Origin of the sequence: Blautia massiliensis (ex Durand et al. 2017) (assembly GCF_051861785.1) — a bacterium.
In the GTDB taxonomy this organism is placed as follows: domain Bacteria; phylum Bacillota; class Clostridia; order Lachnospirales; family Lachnospiraceae; genus Blautia_A; species Blautia_A luti_A.
The window spans coordinates 2,848,731-2,864,458 of record NZ_CP146725.1; the positions used below are offsets into that span (position 1 = coordinate 2,848,731).

At 46.0% G+C, this 15,728-nt stretch carries 11 protein-coding genes; 9 read left to right on the forward strand and 2 right to left on the reverse strand.

Features of this window, described 5'->3' with window-relative positions:
• Positions 1-9: 9 nt before the first annotated feature.
• From V9W66_RS13335 to V9W66_RS13350, 4 genes are all read left to right on the forward strand, one after another.
• Entirely contained in the window at positions 10-2,325 is a 2,316-nt protein-coding gene (locus V9W66_RS13335; protein WP_144096238.1) for an ABC transporter permease, read from the forward strand.
• Between the two features lie 265 nt (positions 2,326-2,590).
• Positions 2,591-2,968: a diacylglycerol kinase family protein gene (locus tag V9W66_RS13340; protein WP_144096213.1), complete on the forward strand. Its 378-nt coding sequence runs from the start codon at positions 2,591-2,593 to the stop codon at positions 2,966-2,968.
• A 95-nt stretch (positions 2,969-3,063) separates the two neighbouring features.
• A complete protein-coding gene (locus tag V9W66_RS13345; RefSeq protein ID WP_180211336.1) occupies positions 3,064-3,489 on the forward strand; it encodes a hypothetical protein in 426 nt (141 codons plus the stop codon).
• A gap of 69 nt (positions 3,490-3,558) precedes the next feature.
• A complete protein-coding gene (locus V9W66_RS13350) occupies positions 3,559-5,160 on the forward strand; it encodes an ABC1 kinase family protein (RefSeq protein ID WP_144096211.1) in 1,602 nt (533 codons plus the stop codon).
• A 143-nt stretch (positions 5,161-5,303) separates the two neighbouring features.
• Here V9W66_RS13350 and V9W66_RS13355 read toward each other — a convergent pair whose 3' ends face one another.
• Positions 5,304-6,131, reverse strand: coding sequence for an AraC family transcriptional regulator (locus V9W66_RS13355; protein WP_144096209.1), 828 nt, complete (start codon positions 6,129-6,131; stop codon positions 5,304-5,306).
• Between the two features lie 690 nt (positions 6,132-6,821).
• Here V9W66_RS13355 and V9W66_RS13360 point away from each other — a divergent pair.
• Positions 6,822-8,348, forward strand: coding sequence for a glycoside hydrolase family 31 protein (locus V9W66_RS13360; protein WP_144096207.1), 1,527 nt, complete (start codon positions 6,822-6,824; stop codon positions 8,346-8,348).
• Positions 8,349-8,906: 558 nt separating this feature from the next.
• On the opposite strand, the gene V9W66_RS13365 is transcribed toward V9W66_RS13360, so the two are convergent.
• Positions 8,907-9,551, reverse strand: a complete 645-nt coding sequence (locus V9W66_RS13365) for a YesL family protein (RefSeq protein ID WP_144096205.1) — start codon at positions 9,549-9,551, stop codon at positions 8,907-8,909.
• A 593-nt stretch (positions 9,552-10,144) separates the two neighbouring features.
• On the opposite strand from V9W66_RS13365, the gene V9W66_RS13370 reads away from it, so the two are divergent.
• From V9W66_RS13370 to V9W66_RS13385, 4 genes are all read left to right on the forward strand, one after another.
• A complete protein-coding gene (locus tag V9W66_RS13370) occupies positions 10,145-11,398 on the forward strand; it encodes an ABC transporter substrate-binding protein (RefSeq protein WP_144096203.1) in 1,254 nt (417 codons plus the stop codon).
• A 99-nt stretch (positions 11,399-11,497) separates the two neighbouring features.
• Positions 11,498-12,400 carry a carbohydrate ABC transporter permease gene (locus tag V9W66_RS13375; protein WP_144096201.1) on the forward strand — a complete coding sequence of 301 codons (903 nt, stop codon included), beginning with the start codon at positions 11,498-11,500 and terminating at the stop codon, positions 12,398-12,400.
• A gap of 15 nt (positions 12,401-12,415) precedes the next feature.
• The gene (locus V9W66_RS13380; RefSeq protein ID WP_144096199.1) at positions 12,416-13,255 is read left to right on the forward strand and encodes a carbohydrate ABC transporter permease; all 840 of its coding nucleotides are present in this window, start codon (positions 12,416-12,418) and stop codon (positions 13,253-13,255) included.
• 180 nt (positions 13,256-13,435) lie between these two features.
• Positions 13,436-15,655 carry an alpha-galactosidase gene (locus V9W66_RS13385; protein WP_144096197.1) on the forward strand — a complete coding sequence of 740 codons (2,220 nt, stop codon included), beginning with the start codon at positions 13,436-13,438 and terminating at the stop codon, positions 15,653-15,655.
• The last annotated feature ends 73 nt before the right edge of the window (positions 15,656-15,728 follow it).

The following is a 15,728-nucleotide window of genomic DNA, read 5'->3' on the forward strand; positions in this document are numbered from 1 at the left end:
GGGGGCATGATGAAGAATCCTTTACGTAAACGTATCCCCAGGGAACTGAAGGGGGAATTTGGAAAATATCTGGTGGTTTTCCTGCTGATGGTACTGACCATCGGGTTTGTGTCCGGCTTTCTGGTAGCCGATGGAAGTATGCTGAAGGCTTATAATGGGAGCTTTGATAAATATAACATCGAAAACGGAAATTTCCGTACTGCGGAAAAGATTTACAGTTCTCAGTGGAAGGATATTGAAGCTGCCGGTGTTAAGCTTTATGAGAACTACTATATAGAAGAAGATCTGGATAACGGAAGCACCATGCGTTTTTTTAAAAACCGTGAGAAGGTGAATAAGGTCTGCCTGATGAAGGGAGAAATGCCGTCAGGGCAGGGTGAGATCGCCATTGACCGTATGTATGCGGATAACAACAGTCTTAAGGTAGGAGATACCCTGATCAGAGGTGAAAAATCCTGGAAGATCACAGGTCTGGTGGCACTTTCGGATTACAGTGCCCTGTTTCAGAATAATAATGATTCCATGTTTGATTCTGTAAAGTTTGGTGTGGCGATCGTAACTCCGGAGGAATTTGAAAACCTGGATCAGGAAAAGCTCCGGTACAATTATGCATGGATATATGATCATCAGCCAAAGAACGAAAAAGAGGAGAAGAAGGTTTCCGAAAATCTCATGGAAGACATTGGCAAAGTGGCAGCTCTGGAAACCTTTGTCCCACGTTATCTTAACCAGGCGATCATTTTCACCGGTGATGATATGGGCGGAGACAGGGCAATGGTCATCACGCTTCTTTATATTGTGATCGTGATCATGGCTTTTGTGTTTGGAATTACCATCAGCAATACGATCCGGAAGGAAGCCGGTGTTATCGGTACGTTACGTGCATCCGGTTATACCAGACGGGAGCTGATCCTTCATTATATGACGCTTCCGGTTCTGGTCACGCTGGCCGGTGCCCTGATCGGAAATATTCTTGGATATACCGTATTTAAGGGTGTATGTGCAGACATGTATTACGGGAGCTATAGTCTGCCGACTTATGTGACCGTATGGAATGCAGATGCCTTTCTTCTGACAACCGTAGTTCCGGTCATTATTATGATACTGATCGATCATGCGGTGCTCAGGTACCGCCTGCAGCTTTCGCCTCTGAAGCTCCTGCGAAGGGATTTTTCCGGTAAAAAACAGAAACGTGCAGTGTATTTAAGCCCGAAGATAGGAATTTTTTCCAGGTTTCGCCTCCGGGTGATCTTTCAGAATGTCAGCAGTTATCTGGTGCTGTTTGTGGGAGTTGTTTTCGCAAATCTGCTGCTGTTTTTCGGAATGCTTCTTCCGTCTGCGCTGGATCATTATCAGCTTGAGATCCAGGAAAATATGCTGGCGAAATATCAGTACATGCTTTCGGTTCCGGCAAGTGCCTATTCAGGAAATAAAGCGGATGCCATGAGTTCTCTTATGGAATATTATATGGATACCAGAACAGATAATAAGGATGCGGAAAAATTTTCTACATATTCCCTGAATACCATGCCTGGTAAATATAAAAGTGAGGAGATCACTCTCTATGGTGTGGAGCCGGATAGCAAGTATATCCGTGCAGATCTTTCGGGAGAGGGTGTTTATATTTCCAGTGCTTATGCAGATAAATTCCGGATCAAGGAGGGCGATACCATAACTTTGAAGGAAAAATACGAGAAGGATGAGTATTCCTTTAAAGTAGATGGAATCTATGATTATGCGGCAAGCCTTTGTGTATTTATGGAAAGAGATAAACTGAATGAGGCGTTTGATCTTGGAGATGATTATTTTGGAGGATATTTCTCTGATACAGAGATCAGGGATATCCCTTCAAAATATATCGGCTCTGTCATTGATCTGGAAGCTCTTACAAAAATATCCAGGCAGCTGGATGTCTCCATGGGAGATATGATGGGAATGATGTATGGATTTTCTGTGATCATTTTCCTGGTGGTGATCTATCTGCTTTCCAAGGTCATCATCGAAAAAAATGCCCAGTCGATTTCCATGACCAAGATCCTGGGCTATACAAATGGTGAGATCAGCCGTTTGTATATACTTTCCACATCACTTGTGGTGGTGTTCTGCCTGCTGTTAAGCCTTCCGGTTGAACGGCAGATCATGGAAGTGCTGTTCCGCGAGATGATGCTTTCCAGTATTTCGGGATGGATCACCATGTGGGTGGATCCCATGATCTATGTGAAAATGACAGCGATCGGAATCGCGGCCTATGCAGTGGTAGCAGTGCTGGAATTCCGGAGAATCCGTCATGTGCCCATGGATGAAGCACTGAAAAATGTGGAATAATATGTGACATCTGTATATATATCCGGAAAAATAATTCAGGATATCCGGAAATTTTACAGAATATGCAACAGGATCAGGAGTATGTGTGGTTTAACTGAATGCGGATGCTTTTATCCGCTTGAACAGTTGTCCGTGAATAACCACATATACTCCTTAAATATTCATAAATTTTCCGGAATACTGGAAATATTACTACAAACTTGTTATAATAATCCCATACTTCCCGTTGGCGGGAATAATTCAAACAGGAAATCAGGTGAGGAACATGGCAGGCAGAAAGAAGGATCCGCTGTATAAAAGCTTCGGATATGCGTTTCAGGGGATTTTTACCTGCATCCACAAGGAAAGAAATATGAAGATCCACTGTATGGTGGCAGCGCTTGTGGTGATCGCAGGACTGATCCTTGGGATTTCCGTGACAGAGTGGTGCATCTGCCTGGGGCTGTTCGGAATGGTGATGGCGCTGGAGCTGGTGAATACGGCAGTGGAAGCTGTTGTGGATCTGGTCACAGAGGAACGTCACCCACTGGCAAAGATCGCCAAGGACACAGCGGCCGGAGCAGTACTGATCGCAGCAATCATGGCAGCGATCGTCGGACTGATCATTTTTGTTCCCAAGGGACTTGCTTTTCTGGGAATATGACAGGAACAGGAAGCTTTTGTTTCAGGATAGGGTCTGGTGTCGGACTGTGGTGTGATGGTCCGGCAGCTGCCGGTTTCAGGAAAGGAGAAAATATTATGGAATTAGGTGAAGGACTGAAGAAAATTTTACTTGTAGGTATTGGTACAGCAGCAGTGACAGCAGAGAAATCCAAAGAAATCCTGGATGAACTGGTAAAAAAGGGTGAGCTTACGGTTGAACAGGGTAAGGTTCTTAATCAGGAGCTGAAGCATAACATCAAATCAACGGTTAAGACAGCTGCTGATTCTGTAAAGGAATCTGCAGCCAGAAAGAATGATCAGGAAGAACTGAAGGCAACGATTTCCAGGCTGACACCGGAGCAACTGGCTGCTGTGAAGGCGCAGATCGAGCGCATGCAGGCCGAGGCTGCTGAGGAGAAAGCCGAGACAGCAGAAGAACCGGCAGAGGAAGCTGTACAGGAAGCTTCTGCGGAAACAGAAAATGCAGAAGATACCGGGAGCGAAGAACAGGCAGCAGAGTAACCGACTGCGGATCGCAAATATCCGTCTGACTAAACGACAACGCAGACGAAGCAGTAAATGGAGAAGTTTATGGGCAGAGAAGAAAAGGAGAAAAAAGAGAAAGGCGGATATGGAGAGCGGCTGAGAGAGATTACAGTCGTTTTGAAAAAGCATGCCATTACCCGTGGTGTTTCTCCTGAGAAGCTCCGGCTCATACTGGAAGATCTGGGCCCAACTTATATTAAGTTGGGCCAGATCATGTCTTTGCGTTCCGATATTCTGCCGAAACGATACTGCGATGAGCTGATGAAACTCTGCTCGGATGTGCCGCCAATGCCGTTTTCCCAGGTGATCGAGGTTCTTGAGGAATCCATGGGATGTCCATGGCAGGAGGAATTTCAGCATATTGAGCAGAAACCTCTGGGAGCAGCATCGATTGCCCAGGTGCATCGGGCCACGCTGAAAACAGGTGAAGAGGTTGTGATCAAGGTTCAGCGAAAGGGAATCTATGAGACCATGGCCAGGGATATCGGCCTGATGCATAAAGCAGTGCGCCTGATGCCGCCGGTGAGCATTAAGGGCATGGTGGATCTGAACATGGTTTTAAGTGAACTGTGGACTGTGACCCAGGAGGAGATGAATTTCCTGACGGAAGCTGCAAATATGGCGAAATTTGCAAAAAAGAACAAAGATGTGGCTTTCGTTAAAGTACCGATCCTCTACCGTGAGTATATTTCGCCGCATGTTCTTGTGATGGAATATATTGACGGTTTTGCGGTCAATGACAAGGCGGATCTTCTGGCCAATGGTTATGATCTTAATGAGGTCGGAACGAAATATGTGGATAATTTCATCAAACAGGTGATGGAGGATGGCTTTTTCCATGCGGATCCCCATCCGGGAAACGTGCGGATCCAGGATGGAAAGATTGTCTGGATCGATATGGGAATGATGGGGCGGCTTACAGAGCACGATCGTCAGCTGATTGCAGAAGCTATTGAAGGGGTTGCCATGAACAACATCGGCAAGATCCAGGATGCAGTTCTGGCTCTTGGGGAGTTTAAAGGCAAACCGGATTCCAGCAAGCTTTATGAGGATATCCGCGGACTTATGGAGAAATATGGTACTGCGGATATGGGGAACATTGATGTGGCAGAAGTTATGGTGGATCTGATGGAAGTCATGAAGGAGAATAAGATCATGATGCCTCACGGACTGACTATGCTTGCAAGAGGACTGACCCATGTGGAGGGGGTTCTGGCTGAGATCTGTCCGGACATCAATATGACACAGATTGCTGCGGCAAGGCTCAAGGAGCAGCTGTTCAGCAATGGGAACTGGAAGCGTGAGATCAAAAAAGAAGGAAAAAATCTTGCCTGGTCCCTGAAACGTGCAGTGGATATTCCTTCTCTGGCGGCGGATTTCCTTCAGGGCTGTATGAAGGGGCAGACAAAGATCAATCTGGATCTTCATGCCTCGGATGATCTGGCGTGGCTTTTACGGCGGCTGGTGCGGAATATTGTGATGGGGCTGTGGGTGATGGCGCTTCTGATCAGTTCCAGTATTATCTGTACTACAGATATGAAGCCGAAGCTGTGGGGGATTCCGGCTCTGGGGGCTTTTGGCTATGTGTTTGCTTTTATTATTGTTTTGTATGTGTTTATCAAGCATTTCTTTTCAGGAAAAAAATAAAAGACGGAGATCGTTTGCAAAGTCTGCGGGATGGTTTCCGTCTTTTTTGGCTGTTATGGAATTGTTTCGGTCTGCTGTTATAACTGCGATTAGGAGCTATCATCTTCCGACCGGCTGGTAAAGGACGGAGTGCGGGTGTCTGGTCAGGGGTAGATGGTTCCGCTGTAGGCTTTGCGGAATTCCTTTGGGGTGTAGCCGGTTCCCTGGCGGAAGTAGTTGCAGAAGGAGGGAGCGTCCCGGAAGCCGCAGGAGAGAGCTGCTTCTGTGATGGTGCAGGAGGAGGAGCAGAGAAGCTGGGTTGCCATCTGGAGGCGGTGTTTCAGGAGATATTGTTTTGGGGAGGTGTTTTCATGTTCCATGAAGATTCGGTAAAGATAGGAACGGTCGATTCCTACGTAGTGTGCCACGTCTGAGATCTGGATGGGGTAGGCATAGTTGTTTCTGATGTATTCGGAGGCTTTCTGAAAGTACAGGTTTGAGATGTCGGTCCTGCTTTCGGAGGGCTTTTTTTGCATGTCGGATAGTATCAGGAGGAGGTTTCCTGTGGAGGCAAGGTCGTTTCCGTTGTTTTCGGAAAAGGTGTCAAGTAGGCTTTGCATGTGGGTGAGGAGGCTGTTTTGCCGGGAGGGTGTTTCCGGGGTGAAGATGGGGGTGTCGGAAAATACGGTTTGTTTCAGGATTTCTTTGCAGGCGGAGCCGTCAAAGCCCGCCCAGGCATAGCTCCAGGGGTAGGATGTGTCGGCGCGGTAGTAGATGGAGTCCATGGGGCGGATGAGAAAGGCATCGCCTGCTTTCAGATGGTAGGTGTGGCCGCTGCACTGGTAGATGCCTTTGCCGTGGAAGATCACGTGGAGAAGGTAGTGTGGGCGCATGGCCGGGCCGAAGGAGTGGTTCGGGCCGCAGTCTTCCTGGCCGCAGAAGTAGACGGAGAGGGTGTGTTGGGTTTTGGGTTCCTGGTGTGTGTTTTTCATTTAGGTGGGCCTCCTGGTTTCTTGGGTTATGCAACAAAAACGCAATTTTGGGTCACAAAATGGGGTGGGATGTTGTATGAGGTGATTATACAATATGGGGGTGGGAAGGGCAAGGGCTGAAGTGGAAGGGATTCGGAGAGGGTGGGGTGGATATGCGGACGCTGGCAAGGCGTGTGCTGTCTGACGCCGAGGCTTCGTCGGGGGCTGGCTTCTAAGCCGCTGAAAATCTGCTAAAAGCGTTTTCCAAAAGTCCGAACTCGCTGCGCTCAAACAGCGAACTTTTGAAAAACAACGCAGATTTCCACCAGCCAAGAATCAGCACCCCTCCTGCAGAGCCGTCGTCAGACAGCACACGCCTTGCCAGCTGTTACTTCCAGCCGGAAGGAGTAAGCAATTGACCGGAAGGAAGTTACAGGTAATAAGAACAAATCGTCTCAACGTTACATCACCAACACCGTAGAATCCATCGCCCCACCAGTACACAAACACATTCCCACAACGTACAACAACTGCGTGCCCGGAAAGGGGGAGCGCGAGGGGGAAAAACGGGCTTCGCTAACTCCGAGTGCTTTCCCCCTCGCAATTTCCTTAGCTTCGAAAAGCTAATAAATTTACATCAATACAAAAAAAATAACCTTAACATTTAAACAAAAAAACATAAATTCATATATAGCAGAAAGGAGTTTTGATATGAAAACAACTATATTAAAAAACGAATTCTGGTATGGCGGCGCAGTCTACGAAGGCTACCGCCAGCCCGTAGGCGCAGACGACATTGTGGACTGGGATTTCCGCGAAAACCCAACCCACAATCAGATCATGCCATTATTCCTTTCCTCGAAAGGCCGTTACATCTGGAGCAACGCAGGTTTTCATATCTCTTTTCAAAAAGGTGAGATCCTGGCGGAAGGTCCGGAATCTATCGTTCTGGAAAACGGCTTCAATGATCTGAGAGGTGCATACCTGGCAGCCATGAAAGCGCATTTTCCATTTCATGAGATCAAACTTTCAGACAGATTTTTCAAAGCATCGGTATATAATTCCTGGATTGAACTTACCTATTATCAGACCCAGGAGAATATCCTGAAATATGCAAAAGGTATTCTGGAAAATGGTTTTCCATCAGGTGTTCTGATGATCGATGATGGCTGGTCTCCTTATTATGGAAGGTGGCAGTTCAGGGGAGATAATTTCAAGGATGCGAAGGCGATGATCAAAGAATTGCATGAGATGGGCTTTTCTGTGATGTTGTGGATCTGTCCGTTTGTTACTCCGGATACGCTGGAGTTTCGGAAGGCCAGGGATAAGCATTTTCTGATTGAGACTCCGGAGGGGAAACCTCGTATCCTGGAGTGGTGGAACGGGTATTCTGCGGCTCTGGATCTGACGAATCCGGATGCTTTGAAGTGGCTGAAGGATCAGCTGGATGTTCTGATGGATATGGGGGTGGATGGTTTTAAACTGGATACTGGGGATCCGTGTTATTATCATGCCGGGGATAAGCTGTTCCGGGATGCTTCTACGGATGAGCTGTCCAGGCTTTGGGCTGAGTTTGGGGAACAGTTTGTGTTTAATGAGCTGAGGGTATGTTTCAGGGCCGGTGGTTATTCTCTGATGCAGAGGCTTTGTGATAAGCAGACGAAGTGGGATGAGAGTGGTATTGCGGGATTGATTCCGGATACGTTGATACAGGGGCTTACGGGGCATCCTTTTGGCAGCCCGGATATGATCGGTGGTGGTGAGTATACCTGTTTTTTGAATGGAAATGAGAATGCGTGTACGCCGGAGATGTTTGTGCGGTATGCGCAGATTGCGGCTTTGATGCCGGTGATGCAGTTTTCGGCTTCTCCTTGGAGAGTGCTGCCTGAGGCGGATTTTCAGAAGGTTAAGGATGCACTGGCTCTCAGAGAGAAGTGTCTGCCGGAGATTTTGAAGGCTGTAGAGTGTGCGAAAGTTACTGGTGAGCCGATCGTTCGTTCCATGGAGTTTGTTTTCCCTGGACAGGGGATGGAGAGGGTGATGGATCAGTTTATGGTTGGCGAGGATTTGCTGGTGGCGCCTGTTTGGAAGCAGGGGGAGGTTGCCAGAAGTGTGCGTTTGCCTGAGGGGCAGTGGAGGTGTGTTGGCCTTGGTGAGACTGAGGGTGATGTGCTGAATGGTGGCCGGGATGTGATTCTTGGTGAGAATGAGGGATTGGTTGTTTTGAAAAGAGTGTAGATGAAATGGACGCCCGCAAGGTGTATGCTGTCTGTCGCCGGGGCTTCGTCGGGGGCTGGTAGGAAGGGGAATCAGATGGGGAGAAGTGGTGGGGTGTGAATTCGGTTCAGAGTGAGAAGCAGAGTGGTTTCCCGGGAGTTGGATGGGTCATCAGCGCTGCGCTGGATGACTGGGACGAAAGGCTGAGTTTCCCTGTGGCCTGCAGGGAAAGAATGGGTCGAGGCGCTTCGCCGTCGACTTGGAGGTGAGTTGTTGTGGCGAGATATAGATACAGAGGAATGCATCAGAGCAGGGTTGAGATATCAATACATTGACAATACATCGGCATAGCGCAGCATTATCAATACCGTAGAATACATCGCCGTGCCAATACACTAACACATTCCCACAGCGTACGACAATATAGCGTGCCCGGAAAGGGGGAGCGCGAGGGGGAAAAACGGGCTTCGCTAACTCCGAGTGCTTTCCTCCTCGCAGATTTCCTCCGCTTTGAAAAGCGAAAATACTATATCTAAAAATACTATATCTAAATAAATAACAATTTTCCCAAGCTTTTCATCACAAAAGCGAAATATCCTCCTCCGGAGGAAGCAGCTTCTTAAAAAATCGATACAACAGCATCGAATTTATAAAAGCTACAAGTCCAAATCCAAAGAAAAACCAGCAGCATGCGTAAAGTGGCTGCAGCTTTGCATCGAGATATGTCATATACAATGGAAAGATCGTGATCACCGCAATGGCGATCGTTGTGGGGAAATGCATAAATGCCAGCAGAAATGCATTTCTGCAAAGTGCCCCCAGTGTATTGGCGAAGGTTGCGATCACCGGGAATATGTATAAAGTAAAAATTATCAGCAGAGTCAGAATCCCCACAGAAAGATAAAACAGCATATGTGCAGCGCTTCCTTCTGCATGGAGCAGAAAGCGGATATTCAGGATGATCATGGTTCCGGCAGCAAGGATCAGCAGCCATATGATCAGTGACTGTTTGAAGTTTTCCTTGAAAGCTCTGAAAAATGTTTTCGTTGTGCCGTTGTTATTCCCTTTTACTGTACGCATCATGCAGTGATAAATGGCAGTCAGTGATGGCCCGATGGTGATCACGGGGATGCAGCAGAGAATAAAAAGAAGATTGGCGATCACGATGTCACCCAGTTTGTTGAGGAATACATGAACGACATTATCTTCATTTAAAAGATTCATAAAGAAATACCTCCTTATATAGAAATATAGAAATGAAAAACGGACCATATGGGAAAAGTCCGATACAGCTAATCTTAGCACAGTTTTTGATTGTGTGTAAAGAGAGGGAACGCAGATAAGTATCAGCACGGTTTATGGGACTGTATAAAAAAACATGGAATTTTGCGTGCACATGTAAAAATGATGGCACGCATGGAATTATGTTAGGGGAGGGAAAGTGTATTTTTCGGAAAATGACATTTATACATGTGCTAAGTTAGTAAAAACATACAAAAACAGATATGTAAAAATGTTGGTTTTGCTATAAGGAAATAAATGAGTGCCAAAATATGCTCATAAATAGTGAAAAATATGAAAAAATATGTAAGAAATACAAGAAAACATGTAAAAATGACGAATAATTAACGAAGTATAAATAAAAAATGGATAAAATGAATAAAAAACAACATTTTTCCATGTTAAAATTACAATAATCCATTTATCATTTTTCCATGTGCAATTATAATAATATCAACGGTCAGGGACGTGAAAAAATATAAAAACTGACCAAAGAAAGAGGGAAAATAAGAAAGCTTTAAAAGGAGGAAGAAGTTATGAATTTTAAAAGAGTAGCAGCTTTATTATTAACAGGTGCCATGGTAATGACAGCAGTTCCGGTATATGCAAAAGGTGACGATGTTACACTTTCCGTATCCATCTGGGACACCAACCAGGAGCCGGGAATCAAAGAAATTCTCGCAGACTTCACAGAGAAGACAGGAATCAAGACAGAGATCTCCGTTGTTAAATGGGATGAGTACTGGACAATGCTTGAGGCCGGTGCACAGGGTGGTTCCCTTCCGGACGTATTCTGGATGCACTCCAATGAGAGTGAGAGATACATGTCCAACGATATGCTTCTTGATCTGACCGACAAGATCAAAGACAGCGATCTGATCGATCCGGAGAACTATCCGGAGGATATCTGGGGCCTGTATACATACGATGACAAATATTATGCAGTACCGAAGGACGTAGATACCATCGCTCTCTGGTACAACAAGACATTATTTGATGAGGCAGGACTTGATTATCCGACAGCTGACTGGACATGGGATGATGTTACAGAGGCAGCTAAGAAGCTTACTAAGGATGACGGTTCCCAGTATGGTCTCGGAATGAGAAATGATAACAACCAGGCTGGATACTACAACCTGATCTATGATAACGGCGGACACATCATCAGTGATGACAAGACAAAATCCGGCTGGGATGATGAGAAAACGATCGCAGCTATGCAGACACTGGAAGGATGGATCAAGGATGGCGTGATCCCGTCTCTTGAGACAATGTCCGAGAACAACGAGGACGTACTTTTCGAGGCTGGTAAGATCGCTATGACATGCCAGGGCTCTTGGATGATTTCAGCATTTAAAGAGAATGAGTACACAGCAGCGAACTGTGATTGTGTAGAGCTTCCTAAGAACGCTGAGACAGGCAGAAGAGCTTCCGTATACAACGGACTTGGATGGGCAGCATCTGCTTCCGGTGAGCACACAGACGAAGCTTGGCAGCTGATCGAGTACCTCGGATCCAAAGAGGCTCAGGAGAAACAGGCTGAGCTTGGTGTTACAATGAGTGCATACAAAGATACATCTGATGCATGGGCTAAATCCGCAGACTTCAACCTTCAGGCTTATCTGAACATGATGGATGACATGGAGATCCGTCCATACTCCAAATCTACTGTAACATGGGAGAACGAGGACAACGAGATCCTTAAGGGCGTATACACAGGCGACATCACAATGGAAGAGGCTTGCAAGCAGATGGCTGATCAGATGAACGAGAAGCTGGCTGAGGAGTAAGCATTAAGAAACACCGATAATTAAGTGCAGTAATGAGAGGGGCCGCCGCACTCAGGTGCAGCGGCCTCATACATAGAAGGAATAGAAGGAGTGATTCTTATGGCTAAAACTACCAAGTCACAGGCACGGACAAAGAGAGAGCGCAGTGAGTTCCTCTGGGGCTGGCTGTTTATTCTCCCAACAACCATCGGATTGATCGTATTGAACATCATTCCGATCTTCCAGACTATTTACCAGAGCTTTTTCAAAACAGGAGATTTTGGTAAAGGAAATATCTTTATCGGCTTACAGAACTATCAGAAGGTTTTTGCAGATAAAGAGATCTGGCAGGCACTGATCAACACATTCAAATATGCGATCGTGGAGGTTCCTTTTTCCATTGCTATCGCACTTGTTCTTGCAGTACTTCTTAATAGAAAGATGAAGGGCCGTTCTGTTTACAGAACCATCATCTTCCTCCCGATGGTAGCAGCTCCGGCAGCGGTAGCCATGGTATGGAGATGGCTGTTCAACTCTGATTATGGTCTTATCAATAACGTTTTCCATGTTCATGTAAACTGGGTTTCTGATCCGAAAATTGCAGTATTTTCCGTTGCGATCATCGGTGTATGGTCTATCATCGGTTACAATATGGTTCTTTTTCTGGCAGGACTTCAGGAAATTCCGAGAGATTATTATGAAGCGGCAGAGATTGACGGAGCTACAGGTGTGAATGCATTCTTCAGCATTACGATTCCGCTTCTGTCGCCAACTATTTTCTTTGTACTTGTTACACGTGTAATTGGATCCCTGCAGGTATTCGACCTGATCTATATGGTTATTGACAAGTCAAACCCGGCACTTACCAAGACTCAGTCACTGGTTTATCTGTTCTATAAATATGCATTTATCAATAAGAACATGGGATACGGCGCTACGATCGTAGTAGTACTTCTTATTATCACCATGATCCTGACAGTATTCCAGATGATCGGTCAGAAGAAATGGGTATTCTACAACTAAAAAGGGGGATTAACCATGGATAGTATGGAAACAAAAAAGAAATTAACCACTATTTTAATACATGTCATACTGATCATTGTGTCCATAACGATGCTTGTGCCATTTATCTGGATGATCCTGACAGCTTTTAAAACTGTAACGGAAGCAACATCTGTAGATCCTTTCACCATTTTCCCGAAAATATGGAGAAAAGACGCATTTATTTCTGTTATCAATAACATGAACTTCCTGCTTCTGTACAAGAATACACTGCTTCTGATCTTCTTCCGAGTAGTGTGTGCGGTTCTTACAGCAACTATGGCAGGCTATGCATTTGGACGACTGAACTTCAAGGGCCGTGATCTCTGCTTCAGTCTTGTACTGTTCCAGATGATGGTTCCGGTACAGATCTTCATCATCCCGCAGTACCTGATGGTCAGCAAGATGGGTATGCTGAATACGATCTTTGCCCTTGTATTCCCAGGTATTGTCACTGCGTTCGGTACTTTCCTTCTGAGACAGGGATACATGGGACTGCCGAAGGATCTGGAGGAGGCTGCCAGACTTGACGGATGTAACATCGGGCAGACCTTCCTTTACATCATGGCACCACTTACAAGATCCAGTATGGTCGCACTTGGAATTTTCACAGCTGTATTCGCATTCAAAGACCTGATGTGGCCGATGATCGTTAATACGGATAAGAATATGCTGGTACTTTCTTCCGCACTTGCAAAGATGCAGGGCCAGTATGTATCCAAATTCCCGGAACTGATGGCTGCATCTCTGATCGCCTGCATTCCGATGATCGTGATCTACATGATCTTCCAGAAACAGTTTATCGAAGGTATTGCTACCAGCGGTGGAAAACTGTAATCAGAAATATTACATAAGGTAATACAAGACCGCTGACAATGTATATAACTGAGGATTTGGTTATTGAGGTTGTCAGCGGTATTTTTATCGAAGCAAATGCCAAAATGCACAGTTATTTGATGATTCTTAAGGAAAGAGGCGGATATTTTTATCCGCAGTAAACGAAAAAAGGAGAAAATTATGCCGATCAAATTTCACGAGGGATCAAAGACATTCCATATTTACAACAAACATTTAAGCTATATCATCTGCATCATGGAAAATGGCCAGATGGAGAATCTGTACTATGGAAAAGCTATCCGCGATAAAGAGGATTTCAGTTATCTTCACGAGGAGATCATGCGTTCCCTGATGGCTGTATGTGTTCCGGAACCGGGACTTCTTTCCATGCAGTATACCAAACAGGAGTATCCTGTTTACGGAACCGGTGATTTCAGAAGTCCTGCCCTTACTGTTCGCCAGGAGAACGGAAGCGAGATCGTAGATTTCAAATATGTTTCTCATGAGATCTATGGCGGCAAGAAGAAGCTTGCCGGTCTTCCGGCAACCTACACAGAGAACGAGGAAGAGGCAACATCTCTGGACATTACACTTCATGATCCTGTGATGGACACAGACCTTGTTCTTACCTATTCCGTATATGAGGATTACCCGGTGATCACAAGAAGTGCACGCCTTGTTCAGAAAGGGGATCAGAAGATCCGTCTTGAGAATGTCATGAGCGCGGCAGTAGAATTCCCGGACATGGATTATGAGATGATCCATCTTTCCGGTGCGTGGGCACGTGAGCGTTATGTAAAAACACGCAAACTTGAGATGGGGACACAGGCTGTACAGAGCCTTGCAGGAACCGGTTCCAGCTCTGAGCAGAATCCGTTTATCGCACTGAAGCGTCCTCATACAACCGAAGACACAGGCGAGGTTTTCGGCTTCAGCTTTGTGTACAGCGGCAACTTCCTTGCACAGGTCGAGGTTTCCACCTACGAGATGACACGAGTTATGATGGGAATCAATCCACAGGGATTTTCCTGGGAGCTTTCCAGAGATGAGGAATTCCAGACTCCGGAGGTCGTTATGGTATACAGCGATAAGGGCTTAAATGGAATGAGCCAGGCTTACCACAGACTGTACCGTGACCGTCTGATGCGTGGAAAATGGAGAAATCATGCACGCCCGATCCTCCTCAATAACTGGGAGGCAACCTATTTTGATTTTAATGAGGAAAAAATCCTCAATATTGCAAAAAAAGCCAAAGAGGTTGGGGTAGAGCTGTTCGTTCTGGATGACGGATGGTTCGGAACCAGAAACGATGATTACCAGGGCCTTGGCGACTGGTTTGTAAATAAGAACAAGCTTCCGAACGGAATTTCCGGACTTTCCCGTAAGATCGAGGAGATGGGACTGAAATTCGGTCTCTGGGTAGAGCTTGAGATGGTAAACAAGAACAGTGACTGCTACAGAGCACATCCGGACTGGCTCATCGGAGCACCGGACCGTTTTGAGTCCCATTCAAGACATCAGCATGTTCTTGATTTTTCCAGACCTGAGGTTGTGGATTTCATTTATGATTCCATCTCCAAGGTTATTGAGGAATCTTCCATTTCCTACATTAAATGGGATATGAACCGTTACATGTCCGAGCCTTTCAGCCGTGGCGCATCTGCAGCAGATCAGGGCAAGACCATGCATAAATATATCCTTGGCGTTTATGAGCTGTATACAAGACTGACAGAGAGATTCCCTGACATTCTCTTTGAATCCTGCGCAAGCGGCGGAGCAAGATTTGATCCGGGAATGCTGTATTTTGCACCGCAGACATGGACCAGTGATGACACCGATGCAGCTGAGAGAGAAAAGATCCAGTACGGTACCTCTTTTGTTTATCCGATCGTCAGCATGGGATCTCATGTATCAGCAGTACCAAACCATCAGCTGCACCGTACCACACCGCTTTCCACAAGAGCAAACGTGGCATATTTCGGAACCTTTGGCTATGAGCTGGATCTGAACCTTTTAAGTGCCAAAGAGATCGAAGAGGTAAAGGCACAGGTGGAATTCATGAAGGAACATCGTGACCTGATCCAGGTGGAGGGTGATTTCTACCGTATCTTAAGCCCGTTCGAAGGAAATGATACTGCATGGATGGTTGTTTCCAGAGACAAAAAACAGGCAGTTGCCGGATACTATGAGAGACTGAACAAGGTCAATACTTCCTGGATGCGTCTGCGCTTCAAGGGTCTTGACGAGGATCAGCTTTACAGAGTAAAATGGGAAGATAAGTGCCTGAAAGCTTACGGAAATGAGCTGATGTATGCAGGAATCCCGGTTGATCGTGACTACTGCAATAAGACAAACGGTGATTTCCATTCTGTATTGTATACAATTGAAGCAGAGGACTGATTTCTGTAAATGATGGAATAAAAGCTGTCAGCGAAAAAACATCCGCCTGACCAGAAAAAATAACAGGCCGCCG